The following is a 21295-nucleotide window of genomic DNA, read 5'->3' as shown; positions in this document are numbered from 1 at the left end:
GGCAATGAGCAAATTCGAAGTGAATGGCTCGTTTCTTGTTCACGCAGACCTAAACTTGCGTCGTTGTCAGACAATGTTGCTCGGCAGTGCCGTCGGATCAGGTGGGGAAGGCTGAACCGACTGGCTTCACGCGCGCGCCGAGTTCGACTCGAGAGGTGTCTGTTTTCGAATGCGTGCTCCTAGCCTGTCGGCCTGTAACGACCATCGCTGCGGGTTAGCGGCGGCGGAGCGGTTCGGATCCCGAGTTCACCGGGCGGTCGGCGCATGACACAGACGATTCGGACGCGCCCCGCGAGGACCAGGTGGGCTCGGGTAACCACTCTGCCGCAGCTCATGGCGGCCGCGGTGGAAGCGAATCCGCACGGCACCGCAGTGGTCTTCGCCGATGCGGCGACGACATCGGCCCAGCTGACCTACGCCGAACTCGACGAGCGGTCGACGCGTCTTGCGTGGTTGCTGATCGACCGTGGGATCGGTCCCGAAGATCTAGTCGTGGTCGGGATTCCGAGGTCGGTGGAGTCCGTGCTCGCGGCATGGGCGGTGGCCAAGACGGGCGCGGGTTTTGTGCCGGTCGACCCGAATTATCCCGCCGAGCGGATCGCACACACGGTGTCGGATTCCGGTGCGGTACTCGGGCTCACCGTCGCATCGGTCCGCGACGACCTGCCGGACCAGGTCGAATGGCTGGTCATCGACGCGCAGGAGTTCGGGGCCGAGGTCGCGGGGCATCCGGACCTGCTGATCACCAACGCCGACCGAGTGCGGCCACTGCGCGGTGCGCATCCGGCCTACGTGATCTATACCTCCGGGTCGACGGGCACGCCGAAAGGCGTGACAGTCACCCAGGCCGGACTGGCGGGTTTCTGCGAGGAGCAGCGTGTTCGGTACCGGGTGACGAGTACCTCACGCACGCTGCATTTCGCGTCGCCGGCCTTCGACGCGTCGATGCTCGAACTGCTGCTCGCGCTGGGCGGCGCGGCCACGATGGTGGTGGTCTCGCCCACGGTGTACGGCGGCGACGAACTGGCGGCGCTGCTGCGACGCGAGCGGGCGACGCATGCGTTCGTCACCCCGGCGGCCCTTGCCTCGGTGGATCCGACCGGACTCGACGAGCTGCGGGTAGTGGTAGCCGGTGGCGAGGCCTGCCCGCCGGATCTGGTGCGGCGCTGGGTATTGCCGATCGGGCCGGAGCGCACGCGCGAATTCTTCAACGGCTATGGGCCCACCGAGACCACGATCATGACGAACATCAGCGCGCCGATGGTGCCGGGTGAGCCGGTGACGATCGGCGGGCCGATCCGCGCGATCGGTGAGTACGTCCTCGACGAGCGACTGCGGCCGGTGCCCGATGGCGTGGTGGGCGAGCTCTACATCACCGGGTCGCAGCAGGCCCGCGGATATCACGCCCGCCCGGGGCTGACCGCGGCGCGATTTGTGCCGAATCCGTTCGATGCCGGTGGTTCTCGCGTGTACCGCACCGGTGACTTGGTGCGCTGGACCCTGGGCGGCGAGCTGGAGTACCTGGGGCGCAACGACTTCCAGGTGAAGATCCGCGGCTTCCGTATCGAGCTCGGCGAAATCGACGCGGTGCTGGGCGCACACGACTACGTCGATTTCGCCGCGACCATCGGACACGAACTCGACAACGGCACGACTATTCTGGCCGCCTATGTGCACCTGACCGGCGCGGCCGTGGTCGATGCCGAGGAGTTGACCGCGTTCGCACAGCAGCGGCTGCCCGCGCACATGGTGCCGACCAGCATTACCGTGCTCGACGAGATTCCGCTGACCCCGGTCGGAAAGCTGGATCGGCGAGCGTTGCCCGCACCGCGGCTGCACACCAAGGTCTTTCGGGCTCCATCGGGCCGGTTCGAGGTCATGGTCGCCGAGGTTTTCGCGGAATTGGTCGGCAGCGCGGAGCCGATCGGCGCCGACGACGACTTCTTCGAACTGGGCGGCAACTCGCTGACCGTCACCCAGGTCGCCGCCAGGATCGGTGCGCTCATCGGCACCCGGGTGCCCGCAAAGGTCGTCTTCGAGGCCCCCGTGGTTGCCGATTTGGCCACTCGGATCGCCGCGCTCGCCGGGCAGGGCGGCCGCCATGAGCTGCTCGCCCGCCCCCGGCCGGAGCGGATTCCGTTGTCGCTCGCGCAGCAGCGCATGTGGTTCCTGAACCGGTTCGATCCGGAGTCGACGGCCTACAACATTCCGATCGCGGTCCGCCTGCGCGGTGCGCTGGACAACCGAGCCCTCGCCGCGGCAGTCGCGGATCTCGTTGCCAGGCACGAGGTGTTGCGGACCATCTACCCGGAGACCGAGGACGGTCCGGTGCAGGTGATCCTGCCCGCGGAGCAGGCGACACCGGAGCTGGACGTCCGCGTGGTCGGCGCGCAGGAGATCGAGGCCGCGGTAGCGGCGTTCCTGTCGACAGTCTTCGATGTGACGGCCGAGGTGCCGTTGCGTGCCGGGTTGTTCCGGCTCGCCGAGTCCGATACCGAGTACGTGCTTGCGCTGGTCGTGCACCATATCGCTGGCGACGGGTCCTCGATCGGTCCATTGACGCGTGATCTGATGACTGCGTACGCGGCGCGATCGGTGGACCTGGCGCCGGAGTGGACTCCGCTCGTGGTGCAGTACGCGGACTTCAGCATCTGGCAGCGTGAACTGTTGGGCAGCGAGGACGACGCGGAGTCCATGGCGGCCGAGCAGATCGCGTATTGGCGGGGCGCGCTCGCGGATCTGCCCGATCAATTGGACCTGCCATCGGATCGGCCGCGACCCGCGGTGCAATCGTTCGCGGGCGGCAAGGTCGAGGTGCGGATCGACGCCGAAACGCACCGGGGCCTGGTGCAATTGGCGCGAGCCGAGGGCGCGACGTTGTTCATGGTCGTGCATACCGCGCTGGCGGTACTGCTGGCTCGTTTGTCGGGCACCGACGATATCGCCGTCGGTACGCCGATGGCGGGTCGTGGTGAGCGTGAGCTCGACGATCTGATCGGCATGTTCGTCAACACCCTGGTGTTCCGGACCCAGCTCGACGCCGGCGAGTCCTTCACGGATTTGCTTGCGCGCCAACGCAAATCGGATATCCAGGCGCTTGCGCACGCGGATGTGCCGTTCGAGCGACTCGTCGAGGTACTCAACCCGGAGCGCTCGACCGCGCGCCATCCGCTGTTCCAGGTGGGTCTTTCGTTCCAGAACCTGGCCAAGTCCGAACTGGAGTTGCCGGACCTGACGGTGTCGGCTGTGGATTTCGATGCCGCGGTGTCGCAGTTCGATCTGCACTGGATCGTCGGTGACAGCTACGACGCGGAGGGGAACCCGGCTGGAATCGGTGGGGCGCTCACCTACGCCACCGGCTTGTTCGACGAATCGACGGCGCGCGGCTTCGTCGAGCGATTCCAACGACTGCTCGATGCGATCATCGCCGCGCCGCGCGGCGCGGTCGGCGACATCGACGTACTCGATGCGGCCGAGCGGGTCGCGCTGGTGGTCGACCGAAATGCCACCGAACACCCGGTGAACTCGGCGGCGACCCTAGTGTCGTTGCTGGACACGACGGTGGCCGCGGCACCGGATGCGGTGGCACTCGTCGGTTCCGATGGCGACTCGATGACCTACCGTCAGCTGAACGCTCGGGTGAATCGTCTTGCGAGGTACCTGCTTTCGCAGGGCGTTGGACCGGAGGCGAGGGTTGCTCTCGCCTTGCGCCGCTCGGTTGACCTGGTGGTCGCCATGTATGCGGTGGCGCGGGCCGGTGGTGCGTACGTTCCGGTGGATCCGGATCAGCCTGCCGAGCGAACCGGCTACATTCTCGAAACCGCCAGGCCCGTGTGTGTGCTGACCAACGCCGAGGCGGACTTCGCCACTACGGTTGCGACCGTGGTGCGGATGGATGAGCTCGATCCGGCAGGTATTTCGGACGCGCCGATCGCCGACGCGGAGCGCGTCGCGCCGGTGGATGCGCAGCACACCGCGTATGTGATTTTCACGTCCGGGTCGACCGGTCGTCCGAAGGGCGTCGCTGTCTCGCACGGTGCGATCGCCAACCAGTTGCTGTGGAAGGCAGCGAAATTCGGGTTGGGTCCGGGTGACGCGGTGCTGTTGAAGACGGCCGCGACGTTCGACCTTTCGGTGTGGGAGTTCTGGTCGGCGGCTGTGTGTGGTGGTCGTTTGGTGATCGCCGCACCGGACGGGCATCGTGACCCCTCGTATCTGAACGATTTGATGGCGCGTGAATCGGTGACCACATTGCATGTGGTTCCGTCGATGCTGGACGCATTGCTCGTCGGCACGCTGCCGTTCACGTTGCGGCGGGTATTGGCGATCGGTGAGGCGCTGCCCGGTGCGCTCGCGCAGCGTTTCCTGCGGGAGTATCCGCAGAAGGAACTGTTCAATCTGTATGGCCCGACCGAGGCGGCGGTGTCGATCACCAGCCATCGGGTCACCAGCGCCGACCAGGTGTCGGTGCCGATCGGTGCACCCGAATGGAACAGCCGGGTGTACGTACTCGATGCCAGGTTGCGGCCGGTTCCGGTCGGTGTCGCGGGTGAGTTGTATTTAGCGGGTGCGCAATTGGCTCGCGGTTACTTCGGTCGACCGGATCTGACCGCGGATCGGTTCGTGGCCGACCCCTTCGGGTCGGGTGGTCGGCTGTATCGCACCGGCGACCTGGTGGCATGGAACGCCGCAGGTGAGCTCGACTACCGGGGCCGCACCGACTTCCAGGTGAAGATTCGTGGCTTCCGTATCGAGCTGGGTGAGATCGAGGCGGCACTGCTGGCGTTGCCGCGGATCGCGCAGACCGCGGTACTGGCCACGTCCGACGCGCGGACCGGCGATCGCCTGGTCGCCTATCTGGTGCCCGCGCACGGTGACATAGATGTGGCGCAGGTGAAATCGGCACTGAGCGCGGCACTGCCGTCGTACATGGTGCCCTCGGCGTTCGTGGTGCTCGATGCGCTGCCGCTCAATGTCAACGGCAAGCTGGATCGGAAGGCGTTGCCGGAGCCGGAGTTCGAGGCCAAGGCATTCCGTGCGCCCTCGACGCCGATCGAGGAGATCGTGGCCGAGGTATTCGCGGATGTGCTCGGTGCGCAACGAGTCGGCGCGGACGACGACTTCTTCGCCCTCGGCGGCAATTCCCTGCTGGCTACCCAGGTAGTTGCGCGGATCGGCGCGGCCTTGGACACGACGGTGCCCGTACGCGTGTTGTTCGAGACCTCGACCGTGGCCGCGCTGGCGGTGCGGGTCGAAAGTGCCGGTGGTGAGCGTCGCCTGGCCCTGGTCGCCGGCCCGCGGCCGGAGCGGATTCCGTTGTCGCTCGCGCAGCAGCGGATGTGGTTCCTCAACCGCTTCGATGCCGCGTCGACGGCCTACAACATTCCGATCGCGGTCCGGTTGACCGGTGCGCTCGATGTGGCGGCGTTGCGTCAGGCGGTCGCGGATCTGGTTGCGCGGCACGAGATTCTGCGCACGGTGTATCCGCAGACCGAGGACGGCCCGGTGCAGGTGATTCTGCCGGTGGCGCAGGCGGTTCCGGAGTTGGTTGTCGCGACGGTCGACCCGGAGCAGATCGAATCCACTGTCCGCGCGTTCCTGTCGACAGTCTTCGATGTGACGGCCGAGGTGCCGATGCAGGCCGGTTTGTTCCGGCTCGGCGCGTCCGGTACCGAATATGTACTTGCACTGGTGATTCATCACATTTCCGGTGACGGTTCGTCGATCGGGCCGTTGACTCGGGACCTGATGACGGCCTATGTCGCGCGTTCGATGGGGGAGGCTCCCGGTTGGGCGCCGCTCGCGGTGCAGTACGCGGACTTCAGTGTCTGGCAGCGTGAGCTGCTGGGCAGCGAAGAAGATCCGGAGTCGTTGGCGGCCGGGCAGATCGCGTACTGGCGAAATGCGTTGGCGGAGCTGCCGGATCAGTTGGATCTGCCGTCGGACCGGCCGCGGCCCGCGGTGCAGTCGTTCGCCGGTGGCAAGGTCGAGGTGCGGATCGCCGCGGCTACCCATCGGGCCTTGATGGACGTGGCGCGGGCGCAAGGCGCGACGCTGTTCATGGTCGTGCACACCGCACTCGCCGCGTTGCTCTCGCGCTTGTCCGGCACTGATGACATCGCCATCGGTACGCCGATGGCGGGTCGTGGTGAGCGTGAGCTCGACGATCTGATCGGCATGTTCGTCAACACCCTGGTGTTCCGGACCCAGGTCGACCAGGGCGAATCGTTCACGGATTTGCTTGCGCGCCAACGGGAAACGGATATCCAGGCGTTCGCGCACGCGGATGTGCCGTTCGAGCGGCTCGTCGAGGTGCTCAACCCGGTGCGCTCGACCGCGCGGCACCCGCTGTTCCAGGTCGGCCTTTCGTTCCAGAATATCGGCGGCGCCACGTTCGAGTTGCCCGGTCTGACCGTGTCGGGCGTGGATATCAATACCGAGGTCTCGCAGTTCGATCTGCATTGGATCGTCGGCGACACCTACGACGCGGACGGCAATCCGGCGGGGATCGGTGGCGTGGTCACCTATGCCACTGATCTGTTCGACGAGTCGACCGTGTGTTCTTTCACGGAGCGGTTCCACCGCCTGCTGGATGCCGTTGTCGCCGACGCGGCGGTGCGGGTCGGCGAGATCGATCTGCTGACATCGGCGGAACGCGAACGAATCCTGTCCACCTGGAACGACACCGAGCACCCGGTCGGTGCGCCCGACACGCTCGTCTCGCTGCTTGATACGAGCGTGTCGGCGAACCCGGATGCGGTGGCGTTGATTGCCGACGAACCTGCCGGTCGCCGTGAGCTGAGCTTCGCCGAGCTGGATGCGCGAGTGAACCAGCTCGCGCGGCATTTGATCGAACGTGGCGTCGGACCGGAGGATCGAGTGGCATTGGCCATCCGTCGTTCGGTCGATCTGGTGATCGCGATGTATGCGGTGGCGAAAGCCGGTGCGGCGTATGTGCCGATCGATGCGGACCAGCCGCGCGACCGCGTCGACCATATTCTGCGGACCTCGGCCCCGGTGTGTGTGCTGACCACGGTTCGAGACGGATTCGCCACCTCGGCCGCCGAAACCGTCGAGGTCGATCTGCTGGAGCTGTCGGTCTACTCGGGCGATCCGATCGCCGCGGCCGAACGCCGCGGCGCATTGTGTCCGGCCAATACCGCGTATGTGATCTTCACGTCGGGGTCGACCGGCCTTCCGAAGGGCGTTGCGGTCACGCACGCCGCCATTGTGAACCAGTTGCTGTGGAAGACAGCGGAATTCGAGCTCGGCACCGCTGACGCGGTGCTGCTGAAGACGGCCGCGACGTTCGATCTCTCGGTGTGGGAGTTCTGGTCCGCGGCGGTCTGCGGCGGCAAGCTGGTCATCGCCGCGCCGGACGGACACCGTGAGCCCGCCTATCTGAACCGGCTGATCGACGACACCAGCGTGACCACGCTGCACGTGGTTCCCTCGATGCTGGACGCATTGCTGGTGGATGCCGATGGCCGACTGCCGAAGTCATTGCGGCGGGTGCTGGCGATCGGGGAGGCGCTTCCTGCCGCGACCGCCCAGCGGTTCCGCGCCAACAACGCCGCGCCGCTGTTCAACCTGTACGGCCCGACCGAGGCCGCGGTGTCGATCACCAGCCATTGCGTCTCCGATGTCGACCAGGTGTCGGTGTCGATCGGCGCGCCGGAATGGAACAGCTCTGTCTACGTGCTGGATTCACGGTTGCAGCCGGTGCCGCCCGGGGTGGCGGGCGAGCTGTGTCTCGCGGGTGCGCAGTTGGCGCGCGGGTATTTCGGCAGCCCGGAACTGACGGCGGATCGGTTCGTGGCGAATCCATTCGAGCCGGGCGCTCGGATGTATCGCACCGGCGATCTGGTGGCCTGGAACGACAGCGGTGAGCTGGAGTACCAGGGCCGCACCGATTTCCAGGTGAAAATTCGTGGCTTCCGCATCGAGCTCGGTGAAATCGAGGCGGCACTGTCGGCGCTGCCGCAGATCGCGCGGGCGGTGGCGCTGGCCAGGTCCGACGCGCGCACCGGTGACCGCCTGGTGGCCTACCTGGTACCCGCGCACGGTGAGGTGGATGTGGCGCGGGTGAAATCGGCGCTGAACGCCGTGCTGCCTTCTTATATGGTGCCGGACGCCTTCTCGGTGCTGGACGCCCTGCCGCTCAATGCGAACGGCAAGCTGGACCGCAACGCCCTGCCGGAGCCCGAGTCGATCACCCGCGAGTACCGGCCGCCGGTCACCGTGTGGGAAACCATGGTCTGCGACGCGTTCGCCGCGGTGCTCGGCGCCGAGCGCATCGGATTGGATGACAACTTCTTCGAGCGCGGCGGCAACTCGCTGGTCGCCACCGAGCTGGCGGCACGACTGAGTGTGGTTCTCGCCATGCGGGTGCCGGTGATGTCGCTGTTCACCGCACCGACGCCCGCGGAGTTGGTCGCCGAGTTGGAGGCGCGCCGAGTGGGGCAGCTCGACGCGGGCGCCGCCTTCGACGTGCTGCTGCCGTTGCGGCCGTCCGGTAATACCGAGCCGCTGTTCTGCGTCCATCCCATCGGCGGGATCTCCTGGTCGTTCGCAGGTCTGGCCGCGCACCTCGAGCGGGACCGGCCGATCTACGGTCTGCAGTCACCGGTGCTCGGTTCCGACGAGCCGCTGCCGGATTCGATCGAGGACTGGGCACGCCGCTATGTCGCCGAGATCCGCTCGGTGCAGCCGGAAGGCCCGTACCACCTGCTCGGGTGGTCGCTCGGCGGCGTTATCGCGCATGCGATGGCGGTGCAATTGCAGAGCGAAGGTGCGCAGGTCGCGTTGCTGGCGATGATGGACAGCCACCTGGTGCCGGTGCACGACGAGTCGGCGGCAGTGCCCATTGCCGAGTTGCTCGGCGGTCTGCTCGGCGGCCAGGCATCCGATCTCGGACTCGGCGCGGACGTGGATGTGACCGACCTCGCCCAGCGCTTGGCCGGGTTGCCCGAGCCTTTCGCTTCCTTCGGCGCCGAACGGATCGCCAGGGTGCTGGAGGCCGGTATCCGCTCGGCCGGGTTCACCGCCGAATATCGCGCGCGGACGTTCGTCGGTGACCTCGTCTACCTCACCGCAGCCCACGACGACCCGACCGGCGGCGCCGGCGCGGCCACCTGGGACGATGTGGTGGATGGCACGGTGCACAATCACGCGGTACCGTCCACGCACTGGCGGATGACCACCGACACCGCGCTCGATCGGATCGGCAAAGTGCTGACCGAGACCTGGCGTCGCAATGCATTCTGAACTGTCGCTCAGTCAGAACATTCGCCGAACGGCTCGCGTCAGATCGACTCCCGGGTAAGAATGAAACTTACCGGGGCGTAACACTGTGAGCCCACCTACTCGATGCATGGGATAACCAAGGCGGTCACCGGCGCACGCCTACACTTATCTCGTTGTACGGGCGCATTCGCCCAGCACGACGACCTCGAAGTGGGGCTTTGGAGATAGTTCGGCCGCGTGGCCCGGCTTGACGCGAGAGGTGAATGCACTCGAATGGATACTGCTCGGCGTTCTGTTCGTGTTAACCGCCGTCGACGGTCGGGGGCGCCGCTTTTCGGGCAGCTGCTGACGGCTGCGGTCGAGTCGGCGGCGGACTCGGTGGCAATCCGATTCAATCCGACCGGTGATCCTGTCGATCAGCGCGAGCTCACCTACCGTGAGCTGGACGAGGCATCCTCACGGCTGGCGCGTGAGTTGATCGATCGCGGTGCCGGGCCGGGGGACCTGGTGGCGATCGCGATCACCCGTTCAGTGGAATCGGTGCTCGCGGTGTGGGCCGTCGCGAAGACCGGCGCGGCCTATGTGCCGGTCGATCCGGCGTATCCGCCGGACCGGATCGCGCACATCCTGTCCGACTCGCAGGTCCTGTTCGGACTCACGACCCAGGCGCATCGCGCGGGCCTCGGGCGCTCGGTCTACTGGATCGAACTCGACGATCCGGTGGTCGCCGAACGGTTCGCCGCCCGGCCCGAGCATCCGATCTCTTATACCGATCGGGTCCGGCCGCTCGTCGAAACGCATCCCGCCTACGTCATCTACACCTCGGGATCGACGGGACTGCCGAAGGGTGTCGTTGTCACCCACACCGGTCTGTCCGGCCTGGTTGCCGCGCAGTGTGAGCGCTACACGGTGACCGGAGCGTCCCGGGTCACGCAGCTGAGCTCACCGAGCTTCGACTTCTCGCTGATGGAGATGCTGTTCACGTTCTCCTCGGGCGCCACGCTCGTCATCGTGCCGCCGAAGGTGTTCGGCGGCGCCGATCTGGCCGAACTGGTGCGCCGTGAGCAGATCACCCATCTGCTGATCACACCGGGCGCGCTGGAGTCCGTCGAGCCGACCGGCCTCGGGGAACTGCGCGTTGTCGTGGTGGGCGGCGACCGGGTCAATCCCGAACTCGTCGGCCGCTGGGCCACCGGCGGCCGCGAAATGTTCAACGCCTACGGTCCGACCGAGGCCACAGTCATGGTCACTACCACCGCGCCGATGCGGCCCCGAGCGGACGTCACCATCGGCGCGGCCATTCCGGGAGTAGGCGCGTTCGTCCTGGATTCTCGGTTGCGTCCGGTGCCCGCCGGAGTGATCGGCGAGCTGTACCTCTCCGGGGCGGCGTTGGCGCAGGGCTATCTTGGGCGGCCCGGGCTGACAGCGGAACGGTTCGTCGCCAGCCCGTTCGGTGCGGATACCGGCTGCGCGGGCGGCCGGCTCTATCGCACCGGTGATCTGGTCCGGCGGCGCGAAACCGACGGCGCCTTCGAATATCTCGGCCGCTCCGACTTCCAGGTGAAGATCCGCGGTCTGCGCGTCGAACTCGGTGAGATCGACAATGTGCTGACCAGCTACCCCGGTATCGACTTCGCCGCTACCACCGGCACCACGCTCCCGTCGGGATCGATGGCGCTTGTCGGCTATGTGCTGCCACAACCCGGCGTCCTTGTCGACACCGGCGAGCTCGCCGCATTCGCCGGAAAATCACTGCCCGCCTATATGGTTCCCAGCGCCATCGTGGTGCTCGACGAAATTCCGCTCACCCCGGTCGGCAAGCTGGACCGGGCCGCACTGCCGGAGCCGGCGTTCGCGACCAAGCAATTCCGCGCCCCGGCCACCCGTGCGGAGCAGATCGTCGCCGACGTCTTCGCGGCGCTGCTCGTCGCGGGTGCGACCGATACCGGTGGCCGGGTCGGTGCGGATGACGATTTCTTCGAGCTCGGCGGAAACTCGCTGCTCGCCGCGCAGGCTGTGGCCCGCATCGGCAACGCGCTAGAGACGCGAGTGCCGGTGCAGGTGCTCTTCGAGGCGTCTACCGTTGCGGCGCTTGCCGATCGGGTGGAGCGGCTGGCCGGCGCGGCCACCGGCCCTGCGCTGGGTACGCTGCCGCGTCCTGATCGGATTCCGTTGTCGTACGCACAGCAGCGGATGTGGTTCTTGAACCGCTTCGACCCGGCCGGTGCGGTCAACAACATTCCCGTCGCGGTCCGGCTATCGGGTCGGCTCGATGTCGACGCGCTGCGCGCCGCGGTGCGCGATGTGGTCGAGCGGCACGAGTCGTTGCGCACGATCTATCCCGATGTCGACGGCGAGGGCTTTCAGGTCGTGCTGCCGGTCGAGGATGCGCTGGCGATTCCGGAATTCGAGGTCCAGCAGGCCGCCGCGGCCGATCTGCCCCGCTTCGTCACCGCGGCCATCGTCGGCGGATTCGATGTGACCACCGCGCCGCCGGTTCGGCTACAGCTGTTCCAGAGCAGTGAATCCGAGCACGTGCTGGTGTGCGTGGTCCACCACATCGCGGGCGACGGTTTCTCGATGGAGCCGCTGGCCCGGGACCTGATGGCCGCGTACGCGATTCGGACGCGGGGCGGACAGCCGGACTGGCCGGTACTGACCGCGCAGTACGCCGATTACACGATCTGGCAGCGAGCGACTCTCGGCAACGAGGACGACGCGAATTCCCTTTTGGCCCAGCAGATCGCCTACTGGCAGCACGAATTGGCAGCGCTGCCCGGCCAGCTGGAATTGCCGGTGGACCGACCGCGTCCGGTAGTCGCGACCAACAGCGGCGCCGTTCTCGCCTTCGATATCGATGCCGAGGTGCACCAGGCGTTGCGGGGTATTGCGCAACAGCACAATTCGACGCTGTTCATGGTGGTGCACGCCGCGCTCGCGGTGTTGCTCGCGCGGTTGTCCGGTACCAGGGATATCGCGATCGGTACTCCGGTCGCGGGTCGTGGTGAGGCTGCTCTCGACGACTTGATCGGTATGTTCGTCAATACCCTGGTGCTGCGTACCGATGTCGACCCGGACAGCAGCTTCGACCAGCTGTTGCGCGAAGTGCGTCGCACCGATGTGAATGCCTTCGGGCATGCCGACGTGCCGTTCGAGCGGCTGGTGGAGCTGCTCGATCCGGTCCGTTCTACTGCCAGGCACCCGCTGTTCCAGGTGATGCTGACCTTCCAGAACATGACGCAGACCGAGCTGGAACTTCCCGGTCTCGCGGTGTCGGGCATCGAGATGGCGCTACCGCTCGCGAAGTTCGACCTGCAGCTGGAAGTGGTCGAAGACCTCACCGCCGAAGGTGCCGCGCAGGGCATTTCGGCGCTGTTCACCTATGCGACGGATCTGTTCGACGCGGCGACTGTGCACGACTTCGCCGATCGCTTCCGCAAGATCCTCAACGCGGTGACCGCCGATTCCGCCGCCGTGGTGGGCGATATCGACGTGTACGCACCGGGTGAACACGAACTGGTGCTGCACGAATGGAATACCCCCGGTGTACGGGTGCCAGAGGTTACGCTGGTCGACCTCATCGCCGCGCAGGTACGGCAGCGCCCCGACGCTGTCGCGGTGCGTTTCGGTGACACCACGCTGACCTTCGGTGAGTTGCAGCGCCGTGCGAACCGGGTGGCGCGGGCATTGATCGCCCACGGCGCCAGGCCGGAATCGCTGGTGGCCGTAGCGGTTGCGCGGACCGAGGACCTGCCGGTCGCCCTGCTTGCCGTGCTCACGACCGGCGCGGGGTACCTGCCCATCGACACCGCGTATCCGGTGCAGCGGCTGGAATTCATGCTCGCGGACGCGGCGCCGGTATGTGTGCTCAGCACCGCGAGCGAACGGGATACCTTGCCCCCCGGTGACATTCCTGTCGTGCTGTTGGACGAGGCGGCCGAACTCTCCGATGCCAGAATCACCGATGCCGATCGGATCGCGCGGCTGCGCCCGGACAATCTGGCCTACGTCATCTACACCTCCGGATCGACGGGCGAGCCCAAGGGCGTCGGTGTCACGCACCGCAATGTCTTGGAACTGTTCGCCAATACTCAGCTGCTTTTCGAGTTCGACGAGACGGATGTGTGGACGCTGTTCCACTCCTTCGCCTTCGACTTCTCGGTGTGGGAGTTGTGGTGTGCGCTGGCCAACGGCGGTTCCGTGGTGGTGGTCGACCACTTCACCTCGCGGGCTCCGGAACAGTTCCGCGAGTTGCTGATTCGCGAACGAGTCACCGTGCTCAATCAGACGCCATCGGCGTTCTATCAGCTGGCCGAGGCCGATCGCGCGGCGCACTCCGCCGATGAGGGCAAGCTGGCGCTGCGGTACGTGGTATTCGGCGGCGAGGCACTGGATCTGCGCCAGCTGCGGCCCTGGTACGAGCGGCATGCGATGAACGAGCCGTGGCTGGTGAACATGTACGGCATCACCGAAACCACGGTGCATGTGTCGTTCCTTTCGCTCGACGAGCAACTCGTCGACAATGCCGCGAGTGTGATCGGCCGCGCCCTGCCCGGCCTGGACGCCTACGTCCTCGACAATCGGCTGCATCCCGCGCCGGTCGGAGTCGCCGGAGAAATCTATGTCGCGGGCGGTCAGCTGTCGCGTGGGTATCTCGGTAGACCGGGACTGGCGGCGACGCGATTCGTCGCGAATCCGTTCGGCGCGCCGGGATCTCGGATGTACCGCAGCGGCGATGTCGGTCGCTGGGTCGGCTTCGGCGGTGAGGCGAGCCTGGAGTACGCGGGGCGCAGCGATCAGCAGGTGCAGTTGCGCGGGTTCCGCATCGAGCTCGGCGAGATCGAGTCCGCGCTGCTGCGCTGTACCGGGGTGAGCCAGGCCGCGGTGCTCGTCCACGCGGACGAGCACGCGGGCGATCGGCTCATCGGGTATGTCGTGCCCGCGTCGTCCGACGACGGCGCCGTCCGGCTCGATCCGATCGAACTGCGCACTCAGGTTGCCGAATTCCTCACCGGCTATATGGTTCCCGATGCGTTCCAGATCATCGAGACGCTGCCGCTCACACCCAACGGCAAGCTCGATCGAAAGGCGCTGCCCGCACCGGAATTCGTCAGCGCCGTCGCGTTCCGCGCGCCGGGCTCGCCGATCGAACAAGCCGTCGCAGAGGTGTTCGCCGGACTGCTCGGCGTCACCGAGGTGGGACTGGATGACGACTTCTTCCTGCTCGGCGGCAACTCGCTGCTCGCGACCAAGGCCGTCGCCAGGATCAATGGGGCGCTGCACGCCAACATCGTGGTGCGCGAGTTGTTCGAGGCGAGCACCGTCGGGACGCTCGCCGCCCGCATCGTGCCCGGCGCCGAGGCAGCCGCCGAAGCCAGGACGCCACTGGTGCGCGCGACACGGCCCGACCGGATCCCGCTGTCGCTGGCCCAGCAGCGGATGTGGGTTCTGAACCGGGTCGATCCGGACTCGCTCGCCTACAACATCCCGATGGCGATCCGGCTGACCGGGGCGCTGGATGTCTCCGCGCTGCGCTATGCCGTCGCCGACGTGCTGGACCGGCACGAGTCGCTGCGCACCCGCTATCCGACGGACGGGCCGGGCGGGTCGGCGTATCAGGAGATCCTGCCGGTCGACCGGGTGCTCCCCGGCGGCCTCGAGGTCGAGGTCACCGCCGACCCGGTTGCCAGGCTCACCGACATGATGTCCACCGGATTCGATGTGACAGAGCAGGTTCCGGTGCGGGCGCTGCTGCTGAACGTCACCGCGGCGGTCCGCCACGCTGGTTCCGCGGAGGTACATCTGCTCGTCTTGGTACTGCACCACATCACCGCGGACGGCGCCTCGGTGGCGCCGCTGTCGCGGGACCTGATGACCGCCTATCTCGCACGCATCCACGGCAATTCGCCAGGCTGGCTGCCGCTGGAGGTGCACTACGCGGACTTCGCCATCTGGCAGCGCGCGGTCATCGGCGACGATGACGACGAGAGCTCCATCGCGGCAAGGCAATTGGCGTACTGGCGCGAACAGCTCGACGGATTGTCGGGCACCTTGGAACTCCCGCTCGACCGGCCGCGGCCCGCCACGCCGTCCATGCGGGGCGCGTCGACCGCGATCCGGGTGCCCGCCGCAGTGCACGAAGGTCTCGTGCGCATTGCGCGGGAACATCATTCGACGCTGTTCATGGTCGTGCACGCGGCACTGGCCGTGCTCCTCGCGCGGCTGTCGGGCAGCTCCGATATCGCGGTCGGCACGCCTTTCGCGGGGCGTGCCGAGCGCGCACTCGACGATCTGGTCGGCATGTTCGTCAATTCACTGACGCTGCGTACCGCGGTGCCGTCCGGTATCGGCTTCGCCGCACTCGTCGACCAGGTCAGGGAGACCGACCTTTCGGCATTCGCCAATGCGGACATCCCGTTCGAGCGGGTGGTGGAGGAGACCGTCCTCGCACGCCCCGCGGGGCATCATCCGCTGTTCCAGGTGGCGCTGTCGTTCGAGGACACCGAGCCGCCGTCGCTGGAACTGCCGGGTTTGACGGTGACGGGTCTGGACGCGGGCACCGTGACCGCGAAGTTCGATCTCCAGCTGATCGTCGAGCCGCGGCATGGCGGCGACGGATCGCCCGAGGAGATGGTCGCGGTGTTCGCCTATGCGACGGATATTTTCGACCACGCCACGGTGCAGGCATTCGGGCGGCGCTTCGAGCGCATCCTCGCCGCCGTCGTGGCCGACCCCCAGGTGTGCGTCGGCGACATCGACATTCTCGACGCACAGGAGCGTCATCGGGTGCAGGCCGGATCGGCCACGACCGTGGCGGCAGGCGCCGAGAATTCCGCGTCGACCGCGCGGATCGCGCCTACCCAATTGCTGGCCGTCGCGGTGGAATCCGATCCGTCCGGACAAGCGGTGGTGTCCGGCGAAGCCGAACTGTCCTACCAGGACCTCGACGCCCGATCGTCGCGACTGGCCCGAGTATTGATCGGGCACGGCTGCGGGCCGGGCACGGGCGTCGCGGTGCGACTCGACCGTGGTGCCGACGCGGCGACCACCGTCTGGGCAGTGCTGAAGGCCGGCGCCACCCTGGTTCCGGTGCGGACGACGGACTCGGCGCTGCCGGGCGAGCCCGCGCTCGTGATAGGTATCACCGCGGCAGGCGATGTCGCGCGCGGCAGTGCGGCGCCGACCGGCGGCATCGACTGGCTGGAGCTCGACGATCCCGCGGTAACCGCCGAAATCGACGTGCAATCGTCCAAACCCGTGACATACGCGAATCGGACAAGGACGCTGCGCGGTGACGATCCCGCGATCGTGCTCGCCGAGACCGGCGCGACGGTGACCTACGACGAACTGTCGACTGCGGCCGAGCGGTTGGTCGCCCGCACCGGGCTCACGTTCGAATCCCGTACTTTCCGGCTGGGTCGCCCCGATGCGATGGCCGCGGTCCTCGAAGTGGTTGCCACCGGCTCGGTCGGCGCCACGGTGGTGGTCGCACCGGAAACGGGGGAGCTCGAATTGCCCGCGGTGCTTGCCGACGAATGGGTCACACACTTGTTCACCGACGCCGCCGGACTCGCTGCCTTCGATCTCGGCGAACCGGCTGAGCTGCAGGTTGTGGTGCTCGACGATGGTGCTGCCCGATCGATGCTCATCACGGAGAACACCGTCGAGGTCGTCGCTTTGCCCGATCTGCTCCGGTAGTCGGCCCCAATTTTCGTCCGCGACCCCATAATGTAGCGGTCCCCTACGGCAGCGGTTGCCGTCTCCGTCGCGAGCTCAGGCGAGGTAGATGCGGTAACGATTGCCGTGCACCCCGGCGATGCTCTCGGTAGGCGCTGTGGAGGGGAGCAAGTTCGGGTGAATAGGTAAGGTGAGCTGCTTCATGTTTCGCGTGGTCGGACAACGTCGGCACGAGACATCGAAAGCGGTGCACGCATGACACGCACGGCCCGGGTCCGTCCCGCCAGGATCAGCAGGGCGCGCGCCACCACCTTGCCGCAGTTGATAGCGGCTGCCGTGGAAGCGAATCCGGCGGGAACCGCCATCGTCTGTGCCGATGCGACCAGCAGATCCGTCGCGCTGAGCTATGCCGAGCTCGACGAACGGTCGACCCGGCTTGCGCGGTTGCTCATCGAGCGGGGCGTCGGCCCCGAAGCCCTGGTCGCGGTGGCCATGCCGCGATCGCTGCATTCGGTGCTCGCCGTGTGGGCGGTCGCCAAGACCGGCGCCGGATTCGTCCCGGTGGACCCGAACTATCCGGCGGAGCGGGTCGCGCACATGGTCGGCGATTCCGGGGTGAGCTTCGGGCTGACCGTCGCCGGGGTCCGTGACGATCTGCCCGACCTGGCCGAATGGCTGATGATCGATACCCAGGAGACGGCACAGCTACTGGAGCAGTATCCGGCGGACCGGATCACCTATCTGGACCGGGTGCGGCCGTTGTACGCCGAACATCCCGCGTACGTCATCTATACCTCAGGCTCCACCGGCAAGCCGAAGGGTGTGATCGTCACGCACGCCGGGCTCGCGCGCCTGTGCGATGAGCAGCGGGCCCGCTATCGGGTCACGCGGGCCGCACGCACCCTGCATTTCGCGTCCCCGTCGTTCGACGCGTCGGTGCTCGAGCTGCTGCTCGCGCTCGGCGGCGCCGCGACCATGGTGGTGGTGGCGCCGACGGTGTACGGCGGTGCGGAACTCGCCACCGTACTGCGCAGGGAAGCGGTGACACACGCGTTCGTCACGCCCGCGGCGTTGGCCTCGGTGGATCCGGCCGGTCTCGACGATGTGGCCGTGGTGATCGTCGGCGGCGACGTGTGTCCGCCGGAGCTGGTGCGGCGCTGGGTGGTTCCGATCGGCACCGGTGCGGTGCGGGAGTTCTTCGACGCCTACGGTCCCACCGAAGCCACCGTGGCGACCAATATCAGCGAGCCGCTGGTGCCGGGTGCGCCGGTGACCCTCGGTACATCGATCCGTGGCATCACCGCGTATGTGCTCAACGACCGGTTGCGGCCGGTGCCCGACCGGGTGATCGGTGAGCTGTATGTCGCGGGAGCGCAACTGGCTCGCGGCTACCACGACCAGCCCGCGCTCACTGCCGCGCGCTTCGTGGCCGATCCGTTCGGTTCCGGCGGCGGCAGGCTTTACCGCACCGGCGATCTGGTGCGGCGTACTCCCACCGGGGAGCTGGAGTACCTGGGTCGCAACGACTCCCAGGTGAAGATCCGCGGGTTCCGCATCGAACTCGGCGAGATCGATGCGGTGCTGGCATCGCATCCGGACGTCGACCTCGCCGTCACGGTCGGTCACCAGCTCGATAGCGGGGCCACGGTTCTCGCGTCGTACGTGCACGCGGTGAATGGGTCGCCGGTCGACACGGTGGCCTTGACGGCGCTGGCCGAACAGGCCCTGCCCACCCACATGGTGCCCGCCGCCATCACGGTCCTGCGTGCGATACCGCTGACTCCGACGGGCAAGCTGGATCGGGCGGCATTGCCCGCGCCGGTGTTCGCGGCGAAGGCGTTCCGCGCACCGTCTACACCGGTCGAGGAGATCGTCGCAGGCACATTCGGTGACGTGCTCGGGGTCGCCCGGGTCGGCCTGGACGACGATTTCTTCGAGCTCGGTGGCAATTCCCTGCTCGCCACCCAGGTGACCGCGCGCCTGGACGCCGCGCTGGACACTCGGCTCGCGGTCCGCGACCTGTTCGACGCGTCGACGGTCGGCGCACTGGCGGTGCTGGTCGAGCGCAACGCGGGTTCGGGGCAGAGCAGGCCGCGGCTGGTCGCGGGCGAGCGGCCGGAGCAGATTCCGCTGTCGCTGGCGCAGCAACGGTATTGGTTCCTCAACCAGTTCGACACGGCAACCTCGGCGGTGGACAACATTCCACTCGCGGTTCGGCTGTCGGGTGCGCTGGACGTGGTCGCGCTCGGCGCGGCGATCGGCGATGTGCTGATCCGCCACGAGGTGCTGCGGACGACCTATCCGAGTTCCGGCGACCGCCCGCATCAGGTGATCCATCCGGTGCCCGCCACCCCCTTCGCGTTGCTTCCGTTCGACGCGGACGAAGCCGATCTGGTGCCCGAGCTGATCGAATTCGCGTTGACCACCTTCGATGTCACGGTCGAGGTGCCGCTCGCGATGGCGCTGTTCCGGTTGGCCCCTGACGAACACGTGGTGGCGTTCGTGGTGCACCACGTGGCCGCGGACGGTGCGTCCATGGCGCCGCTGGCGCGCGACCTGATGCTGGCCTACACCGCGCGCGTGGCCGGGGACGCGCCGCAATGGGTTCCGCTGCCGGTGCAGTACGCCGATTACGCGGTGTGGGAACGAGCGGTGCTCGGCTCGGAGGACGATCCGGAATCGCTGGCCGCGCGGCAGATCGCGTACTGGCAGTCGGCATTGGCCGGACTGCCGGATCAACTGGAGTTGCCTACCGATCGGCCGCGTCCGGCCGCGCAGTCGTTCCGCGGTAAGGCGGTTCGCTTCGAGATCTCGCCGGACCGACACGCGCGTCTGCACGAATTGGCGCGAGCAAGCCATGCGTCACTGTTCATGGTCGTGCACGCGGCGTTGGCGGTGCTGCTCGCGCGGCTTTCGGGTGGCGACGATATCGCGGTCGGCACCCCGATCGCGGGTCGCGGCGAACGCGAACTCGATGACCTGATCGGCATGTTCGTCAACACGTTGGTATTCCGTACGGGTGTCGCGGCGGGCGACCGGTTCTCGGACCTGCTCGTCGAGGTGCGGGAGCGGGATCTGGAGGCATTCGCGAACGCGGATGTGCCGTTCGAGCGCATTGTCGAGGCGCTGAACCCGGTGCGTTCGATGTCGCGCAATCCGCTGTTCCAAGTGGGTCTGTCGTTCCAGAACCTGGCCGAGACCACGTTCGAGCTCCCCGGGTTGTCGGTCAGCGGTGTGGAATTCGATCTGCAGCTCGCCAAGACCGATCTGCATATTTCGTTCAACGACCGGTATGCCGAGGACGGCACCCCCGCCGAGATCGTCGCCGAGTTCGGTTACGCCGTCGACCTGTTCGACGAGGCGACGGTGCGTGGTTTCGCGGATCGGTTCGTCCGGGTGCTCGATGCCGTGATCGCCGATGCCGAGGTGTTGGTGGGCGAGATCGAGTTGCTGGCGCCGGAGGAGTCCACTCGGATTCTCGCGGGCTGGAACGATACGGCGCGCGTGGTCGATACGACCGCGACGCTGGTGTCGTTGTTGGATGCGACGGTTGCGGCGACGCCGGATGCGGTGGCGTTGGTTGCCGATGGGCCGGAGGGCCGTCGCGAGTTGACCTATGGCGAGCTCGATTCTCGGGTGAATCGTTTGGCGCGGTATCTGATCGGGCGTGGTGTGGGTCCGGAGGATCGGGTGGCGTTGGCGATTCGCCGGTCGGTCGATGTGGTTGTTGCGATGTATGCGGTGGCGAAGTCGGGTGCGGCGTATGTGCCGGTGGATCCGGATCAGCCTGTGGAGCGGGTCGAGTATGTTCTCGCGACTGCGGGGCCGGTGTGTGTGTTGACGACGGGTCGTGATGGATTCGTGGCTGCGGCGGTCGATTCGGTGGTGATCGACGAGGTCGACGTGTCGGGGTACTCCGATGCGCCTATATCGGTGGACGAGCGTCGCAGCAGCCTGACAGCCGCGAACACGGCGTATGTCATCTTCACCTCGGGTTCGACCGGTCAGCCCAAGGGTGTGGCAGTTCCGCACGGCGCGATCGCCAACCAGTTGCAGTGGAAGACGGACGAATTCGGCCTCGGCGCGCAAGACGCGGTGCTGTTGAAGACGGCCGCGACGTTCGACCTGTCGGTGTGGGAGTTCTGGTCGGCGGCGGCATCCGGTGGCCGCTTGGTCATTGCCGCGGCCGACGGGCATCGCGATCCCGGCTACCTCAACGAGCTGATGCGCACCACGGCCGTTACCACGCTGCATGTGGTGCCGTCGATGCTGGACGCCCTGCTGACCGAATCGGATGGGCTGCTGTCCGGGTCGTTGCGTCGGGTGTTGGCGATCGGTGAGGCGTTGCCTGCGGCGACTGCGCAGCGGTTGC

Annotated in this window: 1 protein-coding gene and 2 pseudogenes; all 3 read left to right on the top strand. The window is 67.1% G+C overall.

The genetic code is table 11. From position 1 onward, the window contains the following. Nucleotides 1–318 precede the first annotated feature (318 nt). Nucleotides 319–9267: pseudogene (locus tag ACFQZZ_RS08515) on the top strand (amino acid adenylation domain-containing protein); the annotation flags it as partial. Nucleotides 9268–9519: 252 nt separating this feature from the next. Continuing rightward, complete coding sequence (locus tag ACFQZZ_RS08510) at nucleotides 9520–16944, top strand: amino acid adenylation domain-containing protein (protein WP_378676509.1); 7425 nt, start codon at nucleotides 9520–9522, stop codon at nucleotides 16942–16944. A 252-nt stretch (nucleotides 16945–17196) separates the two neighbouring features. Next, nucleotides 17197–21295 (top strand): annotated as a pseudogene (locus tag ACFQZZ_RS08505) (amino acid adenylation domain-containing protein); the annotation flags it as partial.

The sequence above is a fragment of the Nocardia sp. GCM10030253 genome (assembly GCF_042675075.1).
GTDB lineage: Bacteria > Actinomycetota > Actinomycetes > Mycobacteriales > Mycobacteriaceae > Nocardia.
Note: the sequence above shows the minus strand (reverse complement) of the source record. Positions and strands in the feature narration are given on the sequence as shown.

Excerpts from the sequence above, each read along its gene's own strand:
- ACFQZZ_RS08510 (WP_378676509.1), top strand. The coding sequence starts at position 9,520 with ATGGATACTGCTCGGCGTTCTGTTCGTGTTAACCGCCGTCGACGGTCG.